Annotated in this window: 14 protein-coding genes; 1 reads left to right on the top strand and 13 read right to left on the bottom strand. The window is 60.2% G+C overall.

Annotation, left to right across the window (positions count from 1 at the left end; all coding sequences use genetic code 11):
* The 3 genes from HMPREF2781_RS04530 to HMPREF2781_RS04520 form a co-directional block, all read right to left on the bottom strand.
* A partial coding sequence (locus tag HMPREF2781_RS04530) for a Rib/alpha-like domain-containing protein (RefSeq protein ID WP_210386001.1) occupies positions 1-2,350 on the bottom strand: 2,350 nt, incomplete at its 3' end.
* A gap of 597 nt (positions 2,351-2,947) precedes the next feature.
* Positions 2,948-4,240: an adenylosuccinate synthase gene (locus HMPREF2781_RS04525; protein WP_070644551.1), complete on the bottom strand. Its 1,293-nt coding sequence runs from the start codon at positions 4,238-4,240 to the stop codon at positions 2,948-2,950.
* A 149-nt stretch (positions 4,241-4,389) separates the two neighbouring features.
* The gene (locus HMPREF2781_RS04520; protein ID WP_070448049.1) at positions 4,390-5,481 is read right to left on the bottom strand and encodes a hypothetical protein; all 1,092 of its coding nucleotides are present in this window, start codon (positions 5,479-5,481) and stop codon (positions 4,390-4,392) included.
* Between the two features lie 189 nt (positions 5,482-5,670).
* Here HMPREF2781_RS04520 and HMPREF2781_RS04515 point away from each other — a divergent pair, with 189 nt between their 5' ends.
* Complete coding sequence (locus tag HMPREF2781_RS04515; RefSeq protein ID WP_070644550.1) at positions 5,671-6,591, top strand: hypothetical protein; 921 nt, start codon at positions 5,671-5,673, stop codon at positions 6,589-6,591.
* A gap of 28 nt (positions 6,592-6,619) precedes the next feature.
* Here HMPREF2781_RS04515 and HMPREF2781_RS04510 read toward each other — a convergent pair whose 3' ends face one another.
* The 10 genes from HMPREF2781_RS04510 to HMPREF2781_RS04465 all read right to left on the bottom strand — a co-directional run bounded on the left by HMPREF2781_RS04510 (position 6,620) and on the right by HMPREF2781_RS04465 (position 19,882).
* Positions 6,620-7,840 carry an FUSC family protein gene (locus HMPREF2781_RS04510; RefSeq protein ID WP_070644549.1) on the bottom strand — a complete coding sequence of 407 codons (1,221 nt, stop codon included), beginning with the start codon at positions 7,838-7,840 and terminating at the stop codon, positions 6,620-6,622.
* A gap of 140 nt (positions 7,841-7,980) precedes the next feature.
* Complete coding sequence (gene fbaA / locus HMPREF2781_RS04505) at positions 7,981-9,015, bottom strand: class II fructose-bisphosphate aldolase (protein ID WP_010188696.1); 1,035 nt, start codon at positions 9,013-9,015, stop codon at positions 7,981-7,983.
* Positions 9,016-9,197: 182 nt separating this feature from the next.
* Positions 9,198-10,397 carry a glycoside hydrolase family 76 protein gene (locus HMPREF2781_RS04500; protein ID WP_010188694.1) on the bottom strand — a complete coding sequence of 400 codons (1,200 nt, stop codon included), beginning with the start codon at positions 10,395-10,397 and terminating at the stop codon, positions 9,198-9,200.
* A 63-nt stretch (positions 10,398-10,460) separates the two neighbouring features.
* Positions 10,461-11,141, bottom strand: coding sequence for a TrmH family RNA methyltransferase (locus HMPREF2781_RS04495; RefSeq protein ID WP_371325751.1), 681 nt, complete (start codon positions 11,139-11,141; stop codon positions 10,461-10,463).
* Positions 11,128-11,673: an orotate phosphoribosyltransferase gene (gene pyrE, locus HMPREF2781_RS04490; protein WP_010188690.1), complete on the bottom strand. Its 546-nt coding sequence runs from the start codon at positions 11,671-11,673 to the stop codon at positions 11,128-11,130. Before pyrE ends, HMPREF2781_RS04495 begins: the two co-directional genes overlap by 14 nt.
* Positions 11,674-11,821: 148 nt before the next feature.
* Positions 11,822-13,069 (bottom strand): type III secretion system chaperone family protein, encoded by a 1,248-nt coding sequence (locus tag HMPREF2781_RS04485; RefSeq protein WP_070644548.1) that lies wholly within the window; start codon positions 13,067-13,069, stop codon positions 11,822-11,824.
* A 64-nt stretch (positions 13,070-13,133) separates the two neighbouring features.
* Positions 13,134-13,985 (bottom strand): sulfurtransferase, encoded by an 852-nt coding sequence (locus HMPREF2781_RS04480; RefSeq protein WP_070644547.1) that lies wholly within the window; start codon positions 13,983-13,985, stop codon positions 13,134-13,136.
* A gap of 95 nt (positions 13,986-14,080) precedes the next feature.
* On the bottom strand, positions 14,081-16,642 hold the full coding sequence (gene clpB, locus HMPREF2781_RS04475; RefSeq protein WP_070644546.1) for an ATP-dependent chaperone ClpB: 2,562 nt from the start codon (positions 16,640-16,642) through the stop codon (positions 14,081-14,083).
* Positions 16,643-16,902: 260 nt separating this feature from the next.
* Positions 16,903-18,306, bottom strand: a complete 1,404-nt coding sequence (locus HMPREF2781_RS04470) for a TetR/AcrR family transcriptional regulator (protein ID WP_070644545.1) — start codon at positions 18,304-18,306, stop codon at positions 16,903-16,905.
* A gap of 205 nt (positions 18,307-18,511) precedes the next feature.
* Positions 18,512-19,882, bottom strand: a complete 1,371-nt coding sequence (locus HMPREF2781_RS04465; protein WP_070644544.1) for a sodium/glutamate symporter — start codon at positions 19,880-19,882, stop codon at positions 18,512-18,514.
* Between the last annotated feature and the right edge of the window lie 141 nt (positions 19,883-20,023).

Below are 20,023 nucleotides of genomic sequence, written 5' to 3'. Positions count from 1 at the left end.
CAACAGTGACCTTATCCGTCACCACAGAAGCATCTGGCGCCGGAGTCTCTTCGGAACCGTTGTCGTCCTTGCCCTTTTCGTGGCCGTTAACCGGAACTTCAACATCAACCTTGCCGTCCGGCAGATCCGGATCCGTAATGGTCACCGTGATCGGGCCGTCAACGTCGGTACCCGGAGTGACGATGACCTTGCCGTCCTCGTCAATCTCGACCGGGACGTCCTTACCATCCTCATCCTTAGCAGAGATCTTGGTGTCATCATCCGGGTTGGTGACCTTGACACCAGTGTCCTGCGGATCATTCGACGGATCGACCGGCTTCACATCACCATCAACGGTGGTCTTCTTGGATTCCGGAGCATCCGGCTTCTCAACCGTGACCTTGGCCTCGATGGTCTCGCGGGAACCATCCGGGTAGGTCACGACGACCGGAATCGTGTAGTCGCCAGGCTTCGCATCCTTTGGCGGCTCGACCTCGATCGAGCCATCCGGGTTAACCGTGATCCACTCCGGCTTGTCGACCTTGTTGCCCTCCGGATCAGTCACCTGACCGCCCGGCTCGAAGGTGGTTCCTTCCGGAATCTCCTGGCCGTCCTTGTCCTTCGGAGCATCCACTGTGGTCTTCTTACCGGCAGGAACAGTAGCGTCCTCGTACTGCGGCTCAAATTCACCGTTCTGGCGAACCTTATCCACCGCAATGAAGGAATCCTGACCAACCACGACATCGTAAGCATTCACCAGCTGTGCGACATAGGTGCCCGGGTTATTGAAATCTTCGGGAGCCAGGGAGCAGTTTGCTGCGTCCGCTAGGGTGTCGACCGCGCAGTCTTCACCAATCTGCTTACCGTCCGGACCAATCCAGCGGATCTTGTTGTTACCGGAGAACGGCAGCGCGCCCGTCAACTTGATGTTCGCCGGCTCAAGGTTGTTGATGCCTTCCGGAAGGTCTGCCGGGTTGAGGAAGGAATCGTAATTAACGATGTCCAAATTAACGATGTCGGCCTGAACCTCAGCGAAGTTGATGTTGTACCAACGGTGGTTGGTAAAACTTGCAATGCCAACTGCGCCGTCGGAGTTCGGGTTCTCACCCGAGTTGGCATTTACACTTTGGAAGACAGGCGTGGGGAAGCCGCTGAAGGAGTTGAGGACCTTACCGTCCTTCTCAGCCCAGATGTACGTGTAATCCTTCATACGACGTCCGATGTCATCGCCCATGCGGATCGTGTAACGGCCATCCGCATTGGTTTCGGCACCAACGGTCTTAAGGATCGGCTCCTTGCCGTTAGCTCGCATGTTTTCGATCATGCTCTTCGTGGCGGCAGCCTGCTCACGGTATGGCTTATCGGCAATGGCTAGACGCTCGAATTCGGCAACACCCTCGTCGGAAAGCACAGAGGCGTAGACCTTTGCACCCTCGATCGGCTGATCGCCCTTCCACCAGTAGAGCGGACCGGTCTCATTACGGTCAGGTCCGCCTTCAGCGTCAGACCACACGCGACCAAAGTAAGAGAAACGCGGAGCCTTAGTGCCGGAAGGCTGGGCCCAACCTTCCTCATCCATGGAAAAGTCCGGGCTCACCATGTAGGACTTCTCGTCAACACTCGGCGCGCGCTCTTCCAAGAAGACACCGGTACGCTGCATGTTGTAGTTCTCAAAGTAGAACGCGCCGTTTGCGGTGCCCTGGGTGACCGGCGCCCACGCACCGGGCACACCGCCACCAGCTTGGCGAACGTAAGTCAGGTCGTTGCCGGTTTCCTCGTTCTTCAGCGGAGAATCGACCCAAATGCGGTATTCCTGACCACGGAGTGCGCGGAAGAGGTGCGGCTTGCCGTTCGCATCGACGAAAGAGTACTCACCACCCGGAACCTCGCTGTCCGGGTGGGAAAGCAGGTTGCCATCCTCGCCCTTCGCACGAAGATCAAACACGTAGTTACCGCTGGAGCTGCCAAGCTGGTGAGACTTCGTGGAGAAAATCGGCGAAATCGTGCCGTCACGATCCTTGAACTGCATGTAAACGGTGGCGTCGTTGATGCCCATAGTCCCCTTGAGGGAACTCGACGCACTCGTTTCTTTCAGGCCGACAACACCAGAGAGCGTAGCCAGCGCGTTGGTCATATCAAAGCGACTACCGATGTAACCGTTGGCGATACCATCCGCTTCAATAATCTTGGTCGGATCCGTAACCGGAGTAGCAGCAACCGTGCCCGAAGTCTGAGCCTGAGCTTCTGCTGCAGACTGCGGGGAAACAACTGGGTGTACAAACGGCGCCACCAGCGCCACGGAGAGAGCAGCGGCAGCAATGGTAGTGCCGCGACGGCGCACAGCAGTACTCTTAATTTCCTTCTTGTTCATACCAAGAAGTCCTTTCCTTAAGTCTTGAAAGAGTGATCACGCTAGGGAGACGTGACCGCGCAAGGGATAAAACCGGCTTACGCAACCGAGAGCAGCTCATTTCAGACACCTTGGAAGAAGGTCAGAGGTCCCAAAGGTCTATGAACAAACTAGCTTCCAATGTTAGCCCCATTCACGAATTAAAGAAACCGTACGGCATCCTGAAAATTTCATGAACGGAGCTTTCTGTCGTCGACCAGAAAAAGCACATGTTTGACCTGCTCTTTTCAAACAACTGCGACACGCGGCTGCAGTTGTTGAATAGATCACATTGTCACTTTGGCAGCATTTGCCCCAGGAATGCACTCCTAACGGGGGTGTTTTATACAAGGCTGTGCCAGGTGGGATTGCGGGAGGCGCCGCCAAGCAGGGCATATTGAGCGCACAAATGTTGTCACAGAAACACAAACCGCCCCGCTCTCCCCGTATCGTGCATATCGACAATTGTGTCCACGATACTGTGGGAGAAACGAGGCGGTGGTTGTTGCACTGTTTCTACGGAACGCCGTCGCCGTTAGGCAGTTCCTAAGGTTGGTTTATCTTGGACCGGCCTGCGCCTTACTGGTCTTGCATGACGTCATGGCGCACGATGGTCTGGTCACGGCCGGGGCCGACACCGATATAGGAGATGCGGCAGCCGGAGAGTTCCTCCAGACGCAGGACGTAATCCTGTGCCTTCTGCGGGAGCTCCTCGAAGGTCTGGCAGCCAGTGATGTCCTCGTCCCAGGCCGGCATGGTCTCAAAGATGGGCTCGGCGTGGTGGAACTCAGACTGGGTCAGCGGCATCTCGTCGTAACGCTTGCCATCAACGTCATAAGCCACACAGATAGGAATCTCACCGATGCCGGTGAGCACATCCAACTTGGTCAGGAAGTAATCCGTGAAGCCGTTGACGCGGGTGGCATAGCGGGCGATAACAGAGTCGTACCAGCCGCAGCGGCGCTTGCGGCCAGTGTTGACGCCGATTTCGCCGCCGGTGGTCTGCAGGTACTCGCCCCACTTGTCGAAAAGCTCCGTAGGGAAAGGACCAGCGCCGACACGGGTGGTGTAGGCCTTGATGATGCCCAGGGAGGTAGTAATGCGCGTCGGGCCAATACCGGAGCCCACAGCAGCGCCGCCGGCAGTCGGGTTCGAGGACGTCACAAACGGGTAGGTGCCGTGGTCAACGTCCAGCATGGTAGCTTGGCCGCCCTCCATCAGGACGTGCTTGCCTTCATCAAGAGCTTGGTTCAGTTCCAGCTCGGCTTCAATAACCATTGGGCGCAGGCGCTCGCGGTAGCTCAAGAAGTAATCCACAACCTGCTCCGGCTCAATAGCCTTGCGGTTGTACATCTTCACCAGCATCTGGTTCTTAATGTCCAGGGCGGACTCTACCTTCTGGCGCAGGATGGACTCATCAAAGATGTCCTGCACGCGGATGCCGATGCGCGCGACCTTATCGGCATAGGCCGGGCCGATGCCGCGGCCGGTGGTGCCGATGGCACGCTTGCCCAGGAAACGCTCCTGCACGCGGTCCAAGGTCTGGTGGTAGGGCGCCACGAGGTGCGCGTTGGCGGAAATCTTCAGGCGCGACGCGTTAGCGCCGCGGGCTTCGAGGCCATCGATCTCATCGAAAAGGGCCTCCAGGTTAATCACCACGCCGTTACCCAGGACCGGGGTGGTGTTTTCAGAGAGAATGCCGGCGGGAAGGAGCTTCAGCTCGTACTTCTCGCCGCCGACCACGACGGTGTGGCCGGCATTGTTACCGCCGTTGGGCTTCACTACGTAATCGACTTTGCCGCCGAGAATGTCAGTAGCCTTGCCCTTGCCTTCATCGCCCCACTGGGCGCCGACGATGACGATCGCTGCCATGTTTGGTGTCACTTCCTATTTATTGAAGTCAAATACGCACCTACTTTACCCGCCATATTGGTGCAGTGTTGAGTTTGTGACAAGCTCGTCAGGAAATGATGCGCCGTCACACCGGGGAGAGGTTCGTCTCGAATCTCCTTTAAGCCCTCCTAAGCGGTTTCGGTGTTTGAATTAGCACCGTCGCCCTTGTCTTTCTCTTCGATGAAGATAGTGTCATTGGTGAACATCAACCTCGAATTGTTTGGGGTGCTGATAATGACGCCATCGTCAACAACGGCAATTTGGGCTTCGATGTCATCGACGCCAATTCGGTAGAGACCGTTGCTTTCGATCTTCTTGCCATCAGTTGGGAGGTTGTCGACACCGCCCTGGTTGAAACTGGTTTCTCCCTCCAGCGGACGGAGGCTCACCACATCGAATTCCATATCTTCCGGCAGGTTAGTCTTATCGCTTTTGACGACCCAGGCTCCGCCATCGCCATGTGCACAGTCAATGGATTTTTCAGACGCATCAATACCGCACACCAAGTTCCAGCCATCAGCGGAAATATCGAAGAGCGTTTCGCCGCGGAGATCCTCCTCATCCTGGGCTAGATCCGCCGAGTCGGTGGGCTCTGACTTGACGTCAATAAAGAAGATGTCCGAGTTCACGCCGTCGAAGGAATTTTCCATGGACGTGGCTTCGGTGCCCGGACGCTTGTTTACTTTGCCCTCGACGCCGACGATGTCACCTTCGGTCTTGGACTCATAGGTATACCCCTCACCATCCTCCTTCACCTCTAAAGAAGAGGACGTGATGAAGAGGGCATCCTCGTCTCTGAGATCGCCCTTGGAAAAGAAGACGGGAACCTTGACATCCTCCCCATCAAACTCACCTTCCAGCACCACGTAGCTGAGGAACTTACAGGGATCATATTCATCCTCACCGATGCTCACGTCTTCAAATTTCTCAGTGGATCCCTTCACGTAGGCTTCTTCATTCTCTAGGACCTTACTGAGTTTGGTGTCCTCGAGTTCTTGCTTCTCGTCGCAGTCAGCGTTGGCGCTTGAGGAGGATGCACTGCTGGACGTCGAGGTGGCCTTAGAAGAAGTAGTCGCCGCAGAACTCGTCGTCGACTCAGCGGCGGCCTCGGTGAATGCCGGCTCCTCGGGTTCTGTCAGGGAGCCGCCGATGAAGCTGCACGAGCTCATCAAGAGACCAGCGGTGGAAACAAGCGCAAGGGTTGTCATACGGGCGGACATGGTGATTACCTCCAGCTGTTAGACAAAGAAGAATTGAGTGGAAGAGTTGAGTATTAAGAAGTTTGGCGTTGCCTTGGAGCCTACTGACAGAATGTGATGTGCACTACTTTTCCGGGGAAAGCTCCGCTGCTTGTACGTCGCTGAAGGAGCTTTTTAGCCAAGCTCTGCCAACGCTTCTATGCTTCTTGTATGATCTGTGCGCTTTTAGACTGCGGCGGCCACCTCGCCGACGCTCATACCACTGCACTCACTGAGACTGCCCGGCACGGAATACGTATCGAGCACTTCTGCGTCGCGGAGGTTCCCAGTCGGCAAGAGCTGAAGGCTATTGATGCACTGGCCAAGGAAATCCTGCCGGAGGACCCCACCCCATCGCTGGATGAGATTGCCGCGCAGCCAGATGTGAGCCATCTCGGCGCACCGGGGCCAGCACCGCAAGCCCCATTCCTGCACGAGTCGCTGCGCATCGTGGTGATCGGCAACGATGCTGCGCTTAGCGCTGTACTGACCCGCATGATGCGAGCGGATTACCTGTGGGCCGAGGTGGGCTTCGTCCCCACCAGCGAGTACTCCACCGCTGCGATGAACTGGGGCCTGAAAACACACGAAACCGACCAGAGTCTCGCCGACCAGGTCGCGGTTGTCGAAGAGGCGCTCTCCTTTGCCCTGACCGCCCCGGCCAAGCCGGTGCCGCTCATCCGCAATGATGCGGGCCTTGCCGTGGCCGGTTCGGCAACGATTGCGGAATGGTCGAATGAGGAAATCACCGGGGAAATTATCGTCGACGATGCCATACTACTGCGCGCAGACCGTGAGAAGGAGGTCTTCGGGGCAAAGCTAGTACCCATGACTGACGCGCCAGGCATCGTGGCGGCGAAGGCGGTAACGAGTTTTGAGGCGGACGCAGCGCCGCGCCGCGGGCTCTTCGCCCGACTGCGCAAGCCTGCCCAGCCGGGGCAGCTCGACCCAGCTAGTGTCGTGCAGGGCAGGGCGGTGCAGGCCGGGGGGCCGTCGCTAAGCGTCAGCGTCGATGGAGTCCGCGCCAAGCGGCCGGTCAAGCGAGTGACGTTTTACCGTCACCTGCGAGACCTACAGATAGTGCGGCCCTAGACGGCACGTCTGAGCCTTAGTTTTAGCCCTAGTTCTCTTCCCACACCTCCGGCGGATAGGCCGGGTGCTTGGAGGTGGGCACGAGCTGCGCCACGGCTGACTCGCGGGACATGCCGCACACCATGAGCAGGTCCACGATGATGGAGCGCGTCTGGGCCAGTACGGCATAGGCGGAGAGCACTGCTTCCTCGCCGGCGATGTCCATCGAGCAGCGGGCGCCCAGCTGGCGTAAGCGGTTGACTATTTCCGGAATTGCTTGGGCTTCATCCACGCGGCGCTCATGCGCTGTTTGGTGGGTATAGAGGTCAGAGAGCTCCATCGTGATTTCAGCAAGTTCGTCGATGATCTCAACTTGCTCGGCGGTGGCTTGGTCACCGTCCTCGGCGAGAACAAGCGCACGGCGGGAGAGCACGCGGGTGCCGCGGACCATGTTGTCAACAGGAGTGAGGATGCGCTCCAGGGAGCGCACGGTGCGCTGCGTGCTCCACAGGAAGGGCGACAAACGTGCGGTTTCCGCGCCGCCCTTGGTGGCGTTGAGCATGTTGTTGATGTCATCCTGCGTGCCGCGCACGGCGTCGCGGGCCTCAGTGATGGTTTCGGGATCATTTTCTTCCAGCCCCTTGGCAACGTCGGAAAGGACCAGGGAGGTAATGCCTAAGACCTTCGAGACTTCCGAGCGGCCCGCGCGCAAGGGCGAGGAGGGAATCAGCACAATCATTGTGAGGCCAATGACCGCGCCGATGATGGCGTCAATGGCACGGGAGATGCCGCCCATTTCTTCCGGGGGAAGGATGGTGGCGATAAGGATGGCGGCAATGACGATCTGGTTGCTCACCAGCTGCGAGCTGGTGACAAAGGAGCCGATAATCAGGGCCAACCCGATGATGATGGTCATGTGGATGGGGCCGGTGCCGAGGGCGTCGACAAGCAACGTGCCCACCAAAACACCCACGATGCCGCCGATGGACATGTCCACCGCGCGTTTGAGGCGATCGCTGCCGGATAGCCCAAGAATGATAATGACTGCCATCGGGGCAAAGAAAGGCTGATCGTGGCCGAAGAAGTCGTGTGCCACGTAAAAGGCCAAGCCCGCACCGAGGGTGCACTGAAGCATAAACACGAGCCGGTTGCGGATACGCGTGAGACGCGCCTTGAGGGATTTATCCACCAACCGCAGCTGCTCGCGGGTAGTTTTGCGAACGCGCTTGACGGTACTTGACGAACTCGACGATGACTCTTGCGCTTCCATGACTCCGGTATTTTACGCGTTCTGGCGGCGGGGTTGGATGAACAAAGCCACCCCTCGTGGGTGAGGGATGGCTTGTTGGCATGTGATGACGCCGCTCAGCGCCGGCGGCTGCTCAGCAGCGTCATCCAGTTGGTGTGGGTTTACTTAGAAACGGTCTTGCCCACGGAGTGCAGGTCCTGGCAGGCCTCAACCACGCGGTCAGCCATGCCCTGCTCAGCCTTCTTGAGGTAGGAGCGCGGGTCGTAGACCTTCTTGTTGCCCACCTCGCCGTCGATCTTGAAGACGCCGTCGTAGTTAGCGAACATGTGGCGTGCAACCGGGTTGGTGAAGGCGTACTGGGTATCGGTGTCAACGTTCATCTTGATGACGCCGTAACGCAGGGCCTCCTCGATCTTTTCCTTCTCGGAGCCGGAGCCACCGTGGAAGACGAAGTCGAAGGGCTGGGAGCCTTCCTCCAGGCCGAGCTTCTTCACAGCAACCTTCTGGCCCTCATCCAGAACCTCCGGGCGCAGCTTCACGTTGCCCGGCTTGTACACGCCGTGGACGTTGCCGAAGGTAGCGGCCAGCAGGTAGCGACCCTTCTCACCGGTACCGAGGGCATCAACGGTCTTCTCAAAGTCCTCCGGAGAGGTGTAGAGGTTCGCGCCGGCCTTGGCCTCAACGCCGTCCTCTTCGCCGCCAACGACGCCGATCTCAACCTCAAGGATGATGTTGGCGTTGTGGGCCTTCTCGAGGAGCTCCTGAGCGATCACAAGGTTCTCATCGATCGGGATAGCGGAGCCATCCCACATGTGGGACTGGAAGAGCGGCAGCTCGCCGCGGTCAACGCGCTCCTGGGAGAAGGCGATCAGCGGGCGCACGTACTCATCCAGGACTTCCTTCTGGCAGTGGTCAGTGTGCAGCGCAACGTTAATGCCGTAGTGCTGTGCAGCCTCGTGAGCGAAGGCAGCCAGTGCCTTGGCGCCGGCAACCTTGTTCTTCACGGACAGGCCGGAACCGAACTCGGCGCCGCCGGTGGAGAACTGGATGATGCCGTCGGACTCAGCCTCGGCGAAGCCGCGGAGAGCGGCGTTGATGGTTTCGGAGGAGGTGCAGTTGATTGCCGGGAATGCGAAGCCGCCCTTCTTGGCGGTATCCAGCATCTGGTTATAAACCTCAGGGGTTGCAATAGGCATGAAATTCCATCCTTTGGAGTTGCTGTGCAGTAAGCCGTGCCGTCTCACAAACCAGCGAAACAACACGTTCCAACACCCAAGTATGCCTGTTATTGTGGTTTTCCGCCGCGAGATGCGATGTGACCTCACTTAAACACCGCTCCGCATGGGCAGGAATCCCCCGACCACCTGGGGAAACGCTGCTATTTCTTGGATTCTGACTTGTACTTCACAATCCGGGTGCAGGCCTCCAACAACATCCAACCGGACAATTGAACGGACAAATCGCGCTCAGCCACGCGGATAATGCCCATCTTCTGGCTCAATGACGAGGGGCCGAAACCGTAGTTATGGGGAAGCTTCGCATCCGCGGTCCAATCGGAACCGAAGATGGGCAAGCCGTCTACCTCTAGGCGGTGTTCCCACACGGATTCCGCCGAGGCCGTCACGAGGCGAGCGGCCAGCTTCTTCGTCGCGCGGTTGGCCGGAGAATCGCCCGGCAGGCGGACCGCCACGTCCGCGAGGTAGCGAGCAAGGATGCCCTTGAAGAGGCCGCCGTCGCCGTCGCCAGTCTGCCAGTCGATGACGCCCGTGTACGTCGCCATGCCCGTGGCCACCGCTTGGACTAGGCCACGGATGCGAGTGGTGTAATCCATCATGTCCGCGGCGAGTTCTGCCTCGTGGACGGAGTCGATATCCTCCACGGATCGCAGGCCGGTCTTCTCCCGCAGCGCCAGCACGATTTCCAAGCAGGCACCGAGCACCACGCCTTGGCAGTAGGGGTGGATGTTGCGGACGATCTCCTGCCCATCCATACGCATGCGGATGCCGTCCATGACGAAGCCATCGTCGTCAATCAAGTGATCGTAGATCCAGTCCACGATGTGGCGGGCCTCGTCCACGCGCCCCATGCGGGCCAGCATGATGGCGCCCGGCCCGTTCGAGGGGACGTTGAGGAAGGTCTCGCCTTCGCGCCAGGGCAGCACGCCGACCTGGGTGTCGATGCCATCGCGGATGTTGTGCTGCAGGGTGCCCAACTTCTTGTAGGGGCGCTGCTTCTTGAGCTCACCGGCCCGGGCGATGGCTAGGGCGAGCCATGCTTTGTCGTCGTAGTAGCGGTTCTTCGTCAGCGCACGGAGATTGCGCACATGGATGCCGCGGATGGTGTCAGCGATGCGCGCGCGGCGGGCTTTGGTGTTTTTGCGCAGGGCCGCATCAACAAGACAGTCCAGATAATGCGCCTGCCACCAATAATGCCAATGCACAAAGAGTGATTCCTTGGTGGTGGGTGGCCAACTCACCACGGCAAGGTTGGTACGGGGCAAGCCCCACACGGCCTGCGCGTGACGCTCATTGATGGCTGTTTCCGCAAGGTCGGCGCGGTGGGACCATTTCTCTAACACTTTTGTCTCATCATTCTCACAATGTGAATTCGTTACCTAGATGTAAACACAGTGCGCGGGATCTCACCAAGCTTTTGATAAATCGGCGTGCTGCCGAATCCATGCATGCATGGCAATGCCTGCGGCCACGCCCGCGTTGATGGAGCGAGTAGAACCAAATTGCGCGATTGAGCAGGTCATTACTGCTGCGTCCTGGGCTTCCGGGCTGACGCCTGGGCCTTCCTGTCCGAAGAGGAGCAGACAGCGCTCAGGCAGCTCAGCGGTTTCTAGGGGGACACACCCGGGGGTGTTATCGATGGCCACGACGGTCAGTTCCTGGTCCGCCGCCCAGGCCATCAGCTCAGTAACATCCGCGTGGTGCATGAGGTGCTGGTACCTGTCGGTGACCATGGCGCCGCGCCGGTTCCAGCGGCGGCGTCCCACAATGTGGACGGTGTCGACGGCAAAGGCGTTGGCAGTGCGCACCACGGTGCCGATGTTGGAATCGTTTTCGAAGTTCTCGATGGCGATGTGCAGCGCATGCCGGCGCTTATCGATATCCTCCCGGATCGCCTCGCGTGTCCAGTAACGGTAGGCATCGACGACATTGCGGCGATCCCCCTCCGCGAGCAGTTCGGGATCGTATTTCTCCGCTTCGGGGCCTTCGGGCAGCGGGCCTTCCCACGGGCCAACACCGTGGCGGCCCTCGTTCCACTCGGTGGGGCCTTTGGCTGCCGCCTCTTCCTCGGGCTTAGGCAAGGTCAAGATCCTCAAGGCCCAGCAGGTAGCGGTATTCCAGGCCCTCGGCGGCAATGGCTGCGCCGGCATCGGTGTTGCGGTCCACCACGGTGGCCACTCCGACGACCTCGGCGCCTGCCTTACGAAGAGCCTTCACGGCGGTCAGCGGCGAGTTGCCGGTCGTGGTGGTGTCCTCGACAACGAGCACCTTCTGGCCCTCGACGTTGAAGCCCTCAATCTGACGCTGCATGCCGTGCTTCTTGGCTTCCTTGCGAACAACAAAGGCGTCGATATCGCGGCCATCGGCATGCATGATGGACAGCGCGACCGGGTCCGCGCCCATGGTCAGGCCACCGGCGGCAGCATAATCCCAGTCAGCGGTGAGCTCACGCAGCAGCGAGCCGATAAGGCGCGAGGCCTCGTGTTGCAGGGTGGCGCGGCGCAGGTCCACGTAGTAGTCAGCCTCCTTGCCAGAGGACAGCGTGACCTTGCCGTGGACGACGGCCAGCTCCTTCACCAGTTCTGCTAGGCGTTGCTTCTTCTGCTGATCCAGGCTCATCGCTCGCTCCTTAAAGTCTGTGGCTGTTCGGCCGTGAAAAATCCGCTCTGTAGTTTACCCTCTTCCCGCACGGTTGCCCGCGACTAGTGCTGGTGCTCGGCTGTGACACCTGGCTGCGGCGCCTCGCCGCGGCGGCAGGCTGGCGGGTCTAGTCGAAGATGGAGGAGCCGCCATCGAAGCGGCGCGGCAGGCGGGCCTGATTGTTTTCGTGGGTGGGGCGCTCGTGGCCATCGGCAATCGCGTCGACTTCATCCGCACCCAGGCTGGAGTGGTCAATGGTGCCGCGGGCCTCGCTGGTGGTGCGGCTCGGCATGACCACCGGCTCGGTGGGGCGCTGGATGGTGGGGGCGTCGAGGGAATCATCGCGGTCCGGAACCGCCGTGGGCCCGGTGGGTTCCGGCTGCGGAGGTTCCGGGATGTCGCGGCTGGGGTCCAGCTCATCGACGCGCAGGACCTGAGCGGCTTCGGAGCGCGGTGGAAGAACGCGAGCAGCATCGGCGAGCAGCGACAGCGGTTCGAGCAGCTCTTCCCACTCAGCGCTGCGGGCCTGCCGGGTAGTTTGGGCCAGCACCCACTCCCCTTCCAGCCACACGGCAGTCACCGCGGCGGGTAGATGATTCAACGCCGTACTCACTCGGGTATCGATGAAGCGCTGGCCCACGCCAGCATCGGAGGAGAAAACCTCGAAACCTTCCTCCTCACGCACGTACAACAGATCCTCGGAGAGGTTTTCGATCTCCTCGCCTGCTCGGCGGAAATCCACCACGATATCGGAGGCCGCGCCGGTGCGCATAGCCATGACGGGGATAGCACCCATATCGAAGAGCAGCGTCTCGTGCCCCCGGACAGTTCCGGCGACGATGTCGCGGGGTTCGTGGCCGCGGGCGGCAGCGCCGCGGGTCCACTCATCCGCCAGGTAGGAATCATGCTTGAGGTATTCCCAGCCGCGCTGCTGGCCAAAGGCCTTGCGCTCACGGCGGGCACTGCCCGGCACGAGGTACTTGGCGCGCTCTGCGCGCTCCGCAAAGCTGGGTGCGGCAGCCTGCGGTTCGGCGGCCGGTTCCTCACTGGGCTCAGCGGCGGCCGGTTCTTCAGCGGCATCCGCAGTTGGCTCGGTTGCCGGCTCAGCCACGGGGTCTGGCTCAGCCACGGGGTCTGGCTCCGGCTCGGTAATGATGTCGGGCTCTGGAGCAGGCTCAGGTTCCTCGGCGAGCGCGGGTTCCTCGGCGAGCGCGGGCTCTGAGGGGGAGTCAGGGGTGAGTTCAGGCGCAGCGGTATCGGCCGCTGTGGTGGTTTCGTCGGCGGAGAGCGCGGCGCGCTGGCGGTGATCCAACCAGAGCACGATGAGACCAGCCACGAGCGCAACGGCGGCGAGGGATAAGAGTACGAAAGGCATCACTGCCTGACTCTAATCGCCCAGCGCGCTCGATCTGCGCTGACGCGCTGGTCACGCGCGGATTCTAGACGTGCTCGCGGTCGCCACGCTCCACCGGATTCTTCGGGTTGGCTGACCACTGCGACCATCCACCCACGAAGTGGCGCAAGCCGGTAAAGCCCACGTGTTCCAGCACGGCGATGGTAAGCGCGGAGTGGTTACCGGAGCCGGAGTAGATGATGGCGCCGTCCACGTTTTCCTTGGTCACGCCGTGCTGCTCAAGGATTTCGAGGATTTCTTCCTTGGACTTCCACACGGTGACGTCCTGCGTGTGAAAGAGGCGCTCCGGAAGGTTGACTGCACCCGGGATGTGGCCGGCCTTCAAGTCGAGGTTCTCGCGGCGGCCGGCGAAGCGGTTGCGCGTGCGAACGTCGAGAAGCAGGCCCTTATGCTCCTTGACCTCATCGATGGTGGCCGTGGGCATCGACCCCGTGGTCACTTCAAAGTCCGAGGGCATGCCCAAGTTACCCGGGCCGGTAAGGGTGGGCAGGGACTGGGCACGCCAGTTGGACAGGCCGCCGTCGAGGATGCGGACGTTGTGGATGCCCGCCCAGCGCAGCGTCCACCACGCACGGCCAGCGAAGAGTCCGCGGCCTTCGTCGTAGACAACGACTTCGCTGTCCTCCTCTAGACCCCAGAGGTCGATCCACTCTTGAATCTTCTCGGTCTGCGGGAGTGGGTTGCGCCCTACCTTGGAGCCGGGCAGGCCCACGAAGGCTGAAGCGGCGTCGGCGTACTGGGCAGTCGGAATGTGGAGGGAGGAAAACTGATTGAAGGCCTCGCCTTCCCCTGGTGCCCAGAGGGAAGCGAGGATGGTCGTCTTATCACCGCGGTAAATCTTCTCACTCAACTCGTGAGGGGAGATCAAAATGCTCATGTCCCTAGATCATAGGGGCATGAGCGAAGAGTGGCGACCGATGAACGCGGTGAGCGCGGTGAGCGCTCATCGCGCTCACCGGTTTAGTCGGTGCCTTAGGCGGTGCGGGCAGCTAGCTCCAGGCGCTCGCCACCGTCGGCGACGTCAACGTGCACGGTATCGCCGTCCACGATGTCACCGGCCAGCAACTTCTTGGCCAGCTGGTCACCGATGGCCTGCTGAATCAGGCGGCGCAACGGGCGGGCACCATAGGCCGGGTCATAACCGCGCTCCGCCAGCCACAGCTTGGCCGCGTCGGAGACCTGCAGCGTCAGGCGGCGGCCGGACAGGCGCTCGGCCAAGCCCTTGAGCTGGATGTCCACGATGCCGGAGAGCAGATCCGAAGTCAGCGGCTCAAACATCACGACATCATCAAGACGGTTGATAAACTCCGGCTTGAAGCTGCGCTTGACCGCCTCCATGACCTCCTCCTTGGTGCCGCCGGCACCCAGGTTCGAGGTCAGGATGATGACCGTGTTACGGAAGTCCACGGTGCGGCCCTGGCCATCGGTCAGGCGGCCTTCATCGAGCACCTGGAGCAGCACGTCGAAGACATCCGGGTGGGCCTTCTCGACTTCGTCGAAAAGCACCAGCGTGTACGGACGGCGACGCACCGCCTCCGTGAGCTGGCCACCGGCGTCATAGCCCACGTATCCCGGAGGGGCACCGACGAGGCGAGCGACGGAGTGCTTCTCACCGAACTCGGACATATCGATGCGGACCATGGCGGATTCATCGTCAAAGAGGAAGTCCGCCAAAGCCTTCGCCAGCTCCGTCTTACCCACGCCGGTCGGGCCCAGGAAGAGGAAGGAACCGGTCGGGCGATTCGGGTCAGCCACACCGGCACGCGCGCGGCGGACGGCATCAGAGACCGCGGTGACGGCCTCCTTCTGGCCCACCACGCGCTGTCCCAGCACGGATTCCATGTTGAGCAGCTTCTCGGTCTCTCCCTGCAGCATCTTGCCGGCCGGGATGCCGGTCCAGGCGGAGACAACCTCCGCGATGGTATCCGGAGTAACCTCCTCGCTGAGCATGGTGTTGTGCTGCTGCTGAGCCTTCTCCTCGGCGGCAGCCAGGTCCTTCTCCAGCGGCGGCATCTTGCCGTAGTTGATCTCGGAGGCCAGTGCTAGGTCACCATCGCGCTCCGCAATCTCTGCCTGGCGGCGCAGATCCTCCAGTTGTTCCTTGATGGTCTGCACATCATCGATGGCCTTCTTCTCATTGGCCCAGCGGGCCTTGAGCTCACCAAGCTTCTCGCGCTCATCCGCCAGTTCCTGCTGAAGGGCAGTCAGGCGGTCCTTCGAGGCGGCGTCCGATTCCTTCTTCAGAGCCAGCTCCTCAATCTCGAGGCGGCGCACGATGCGCTCCAGCTCATCAATCTCCTGCGGGGAGGAGTCAATCTCCATGCGCAGGCGAGAGCCTGCCTCATCGACCAAGTCGATGGCCTTATCCGGCAGGAAGCGGTTGGTGATGTAACGGTGCGAGAGCTCAGCGGCAGAGACCAAGGCCGAGTCCTGGATACGCACACCGTGGTGCACCTCGTAGCGCTCCTTGAGGCCACGGAGGATACCGATGGTGTCCTCCACGGAGGGCTCAGCGGCGTAGACCTGCTGGAAGCGGCGCTCCAGGGCGGCGTCCTTCTCGATGTACTTGCGGTATTCATCGAGGGTGGTGGCACCGACCAGGCGCAGCTCGCCGCGGGCCAGCATGGGCTTAATCATGTTGCCGGCATCCATGGAACCCTCACCGGTGGCACCGGCGCCCACGATGGTGTGCAGCTCATCGATGAAGGTGATGATCTGTCCATCGGAAGCCTTGATCTCATCGAGCACGGCCTTGAGGCGCTCCTCGAACTCGCCGCGGTACTTCGCGCCGGCGACCATGGAGCCAAGGTCCAGGCTCAGCAGCGTCTTGCCCTTGAGGGATTCCGGTACGTCACCCGCCACGATACGGCGGGCCAAGCCCTCCACGATGGCGGTCTTACCCACACCGGGCTCACCGATGAGCACCGGGTTATTCTTCGTGCGGCGGCTAAGAACCTGGACCACGCGGCGGATCTCCTGATCACGGCCGATGACCGGGTCAATCTTGCCTTCGCGGGCACGGGCGGTGAGGTCCGTGGCGTACTTCTCCAGAGCCTGGAACTGCTCCTCGGGGTTCTCCGAGGTCACCTTGGCTGCACCACGCACGGAGGGGAAAGCGCCCTTGAGCGCGTCGTAAGTGGCACCCCGGGAGGTCAGCAGCTCCGCGGCATCCGTCTTCGAGCCCGCAATAGCTGCAAGCAAAACCTCGGTGGAGACGTACTCATCACCAAGCTCGCCGGCCAGCTCCTGGGCGCGGGTGAGGACGTTGAGGGCGTCACGGTTAAAGTTCGGGTTCGCCATGTTGGCGCCCTCGGCCTTCGGGAGGGCGCCGATAAGCTGGCGTGCCTCCTTGAGCACCGTCTCCGGATCCACACCGGTGGCCTTGAGCACTGGGGCGGCAATGCCGTCCTTCTGCTCAAGGATGGCTGCTAAGAGGTGTGCCGGGCGGATGTCCGGGTTACCGTTGGCGGAAGCCGTCTGCAGTGCTTGCTGCAGGGCCTCCTGAGTTTTAGTGGTGGGGTTAAAAGAACTCATTGTTGTGTTTCTCCGTTTCTAGCGTTTATTCAAACTTCCCTGCGGCTACAGCAGGGAAGGAAGCTTCACTGTCTATAACGCTACAGAACTTGAGTCTGTTCCACTCAACTAGAAGTTTTTTAAACCAACCACCCCCGACCGGGTTGATAGGGCTTCACTCAAGTTTTTCTTCTGCCCGCTTGGCAGGCCATAGGCATAAGAAAACCAGCCCCACCGCCCTGCTGGGTGCAACGGTGCGGAGGGACCGGTGCGGTAAATGCTTAAGCCGACTGAGAGGCTTGTGGTTGCTCCTCTGGAAGGTCGTAGGAAAAGGACGCGAGAACCACGGCCGTGACAAAGTAATAGAGGGACCACTTCTGTTCGAGGTCGATATCTCGAAACTCACCCATCGACGCCAAGTGGCACATGCCGTCAGCACCGGCCCACAGGGTGAGGTTCTTGATGTAAACCAAGCGGTCCTCCGGCGCATAGCCGGCCTCTCGCAGCGCCTCACGGGCAAACTGCATCAGCAGCGCGAAGGACTCACCCATCTGGGTTTGCTCCTCACCGTCCTCACTCAACGGCACCACGGAGCCGGAGGCAGCAGCAATGCAGGCGCTATAGCGTTCGGGGAAGGTCACCGCATAGTGGAAATAGGCCACCGCAACGCACAGGAGCTTGTCGACGGCCGATGCACCCTCCGGCAGCCGCTCCAGCAGGTAGAGACTGTGGGCTTCAAGCTCGCAGTCGGTTTCCCGCTCAACGGATTCACGCAACACGAAGTCATTGTCCACCAGCGAAGCAACGAAAACATCGGAGACACCGAAATACTCGGCCACGTTCTCAATGGTCACGTACTGCAGCCCTTCCCGCGCTGCCAGCTGGATGGCACGTTCCTTAACAGCCATGCGTGCCCGCTCTGTGGAAAGTTCCTGCACGTCCTCAATCGCGGAGATGTCCAACGAAATATCGCGGTCCGGAACAAACCCGGCGAGCAACGCGCGGTACTCCTGCATCGGGCTACGCACATCCGGCATCTCCAAGAACTCTGCAGCCTTGAACAGGGTTCCAATGAGTGCTTTACATACCTCACGGAGGTTAAAGCGTCGCACCACCGAGTGCTGGTGCCGCAGCACACCCAAAACACTCAGGTGCGCCATACCGTGGACGGTAGCCAAGGTGGCCACGCTCAGCCGCGCTACCGTTTGAAAGCACACATCGCTTCCTACCTTAAGTTTCTCCTCGGCCGCGATGAGCGAGATGTTTTCATAGATCAGGTCCAAGGTGCGATTGTGGGATAAGTTTCCCTGCAAAAGAGCACGCCATTCATCCTCGGAGACATAGGCCTTCTTCTCAAAGAGGTAGCGGAACAGCTCCGGCTCACGTTCGGCGTACTCGTAGTAGGCCTCAGTAAAAGTGGTCAGCTTAGTAAAAAGATCGGCGTAACCAGGAGCAGCGTCGAGCGTTTCCTCGAGGAACTTAACTTTCCGCTCAGTTACGTAATCAGGAAGCGCGTGCACGATTGCCTCGCGATCAGGAAATTCCGCGCGTACCTCAGCGACGGGAAGCTCCGCCAGCTTGGCCACGGATTCCACGGTAATAGCCTCATCGCCCTCGGCTGCTCCGATATGAAGCGCAGACTCGAGGATGACCTCACGAGGTGAGCCTTCATAAAGAATATGCATATGGATTCCTAAGATTGCGCTGCCGACGAAAGAATAAAAAGAAAGAATGGGAGAGCGCTACGCTAACAACTTCCTGAATTTTATCCCCATTCTTGGTTAAAGAGCAATGTGTTCACTAGGCACTGACTCCCGTAATGCGGGCCACCCTGTGAACGAAGAAACCCCCAGGCCGTGGCCTGGGGTTTCACGCGGGAAAGGTCAGCGTCTACTTCTCTGAGCCGACGTGTCCGATGCCTTCCTTGAAGATGGTGCCGCGCGGCGGCATCATTCCCGTGAACTTGAAGACGAGGTAGATAACCACCGCGATGCCCAGGGAGATCCAGCCGAAGCCGGCGGTAAAGCCGTACATAACGGCCAGCGGCGCGATGATGGTCCAGGAAATCTCGAAGGGGCCGAAGCCAATGTAGGCCATGCCGTACTCCGACAGGGTGCCGGACTTGAGCTTCGGATCGACGATCTTGAGGACCGCAATACCGGTGGCCACGGTAGCCGTCGCCCAGCCCCAGCCAAAGATGCCGCGCTCAATCCAGCGCTCGCCGAAGAACTCGGCAGGAAACCACATGAGGAAGAAGATGCAGTAGATGGTGCCCAGAACGAAGAGCAGGAGAAGAGCCTTCCAGTAGGCCGCGACGGCAGCCGGGACGATGGCCGCCACGCCGAAGGCAATGAGGTAGTCGGTTGCCGCACCGGACACCGAGCTCACCGTGTCCTTATCCAGGTAGTCCTTGGCGCCCACCATGTTCATCACCGCACGGAAGAGCAGGCCCACCACCATGGACATGGCGAACAGCGGGATAGAAACATTCTCCCAGATGGAGGAGATTCCCTTGTTGATGCCATAAGCGGTCATCACGGTCAAAGCAATAAAGCCAACGTGCAGGGTGATGGGCTCGATGGCAGAGGGGTTCGTCGTGGCACGGCCCAGGGAAGGACGATCCTCCAGGCGCGAGATGTAGCCGCGGCGCAGTTCCTCCGGAAGCTTCTTCGGCACGTACGAAACCTTGCCCTTACGGATGCCCCAGTTACCGGCGACGATACCGCCAATGATGGCGGCCAGCGTACCCACGGTGGCGGAGGTAAAGCCCAAGGAGGACGCCGCCTCAGCACCCACACCTTCCAAGGCACTACCGACAGCCGCCGCGGTACCGAAGCCACCCGTGAAGCCAACGGGCAGCATCATGCCGAACCAGTCTGGGGTATCAAAGGTTGGCTTGAACAGGAGAAGACCCAAAACGATGAACAGGCCCCACTGGCCGGTGAACATCATGGTGGAATAGCCCCACATGTTGCGGGCCCCCTTGCCCATATTGCCGCCCATCTCCATGGAGAAGGCCATGGAGGCGAAGACCACAGCGATGAGCAGTGAGGTGTAATCGCCGAGGTTGTCGGAGAAACCGATCCAGCCCAAGACATTAGGGCCTAAGAGCAAGCCGAGTAGGCCTGCCGTGATGGGGGCAGGCAAGAGCAAGTCCTGGAACACGAACTTGATCTGGTGGCGCAGAACGTTGCCGATAACCATGAGCAAAGAAATCCAGCCCACGTCGGTCATGATTGTGAACGCAGAGAATTCTTCCATGCGAAAACTTCCTTCCATGCCGCACTCGGCGGCGTCCTTGAGACGAGACTCACCCTCTTTCGGGAAATGAACCGTTGATTACACTACAACCCCCTTCCCGCTTTTCCACCCCTGGCATATAACCCGAGGGTGATGTGGCTC

Origin of the sequence: Corynebacterium sp. HMSC062A03 (assembly GCF_001811145.1) — a bacterium.
In the GTDB taxonomy this organism is placed as follows: Bacteria; Actinomycetota; Actinomycetes; order Mycobacteriales; family Mycobacteriaceae; genus Corynebacterium; species Corynebacterium aurimucosum.
The sequence above is the reverse complement of the archived record's forward strand: the minus strand, read 5'-3'. Positions and strand labels throughout refer to the sequence as shown.

What these genes read in the sequence shown, in the direction of transcription:
- HMPREF2781_RS04525 (WP_070644551.1), bottom strand. Translation starts at nt 4,240, where the DNA reads ATGGCAGCGATCGTCATCGTCGGCGCCCAGTGGGGCGATGAAGGCAAG.
- HMPREF2781_RS04520 (WP_070448049.1), bottom strand. Translation starts at nt 5,481, where the DNA reads ATGTCCGCCCGTATGACAACCCTTGCGCTTGTTTCCACCGCTGGTCTC.
- HMPREF2781_RS04515 (WP_070644550.1), top strand. Translation starts at nt 5,671, where the DNA reads ATGATCTGTGCGCTTTTAGACTGCGGCGGCCACCTCGCCGACGCTCAT.
- HMPREF2781_RS04510 (WP_070644549.1), bottom strand. Translation starts at nt 7,840, where the DNA reads ATGGAAGCGCAAGAGTCATCGTCGAGTTCGTCAAGTACCGTCAAGCGC.
- fbaA (WP_010188696.1), bottom strand. Translation starts at nt 9,015, where the DNA reads ATGCCTATTGCAACCCCTGAGGTTTATAACCAGATGCTGGATACCGCC.
- pyrE (WP_010188690.1), bottom strand. Translation starts at nt 11,673, where the DNA reads ATGAGCCTGGATCAGCAGAAGAAGCAACGCCTAGCAGAACTGGTGAAG.
- HMPREF2781_RS04485 (WP_070644548.1), bottom strand. Translation starts at nt 13,069, where the DNA reads ATGCCTTTCGTACTCTTATCCCTCGCCGCCGTTGCGCTCGTGGCTGGT.
- HMPREF2781_RS04480 (WP_070644547.1), bottom strand. Translation starts at nt 13,985, where the DNA reads ATGAGCATTTTGATCTCCCCTCACGAGTTGAGTGAGAAGATTTACCGC.
- clpB (WP_070644546.1), bottom strand. Translation starts at nt 16,642, where the DNA reads ATGAGTTCTTTTAACCCCACCACTAAAACTCAGGAGGCCCTGCAGCAA.
- HMPREF2781_RS04470 (WP_070644545.1), bottom strand. Translation starts at nt 18,306, where the DNA reads ATGCATATTCTTTATGAAGGCTCACCTCGTGAGGTCATCCTCGAGTCT.
- HMPREF2781_RS04465 (WP_070644544.1), bottom strand. Translation starts at nt 19,882, where the DNA reads ATGGAAGAATTCTCTGCGTTCACAATCATGACCGACGTGGGCTGGATT.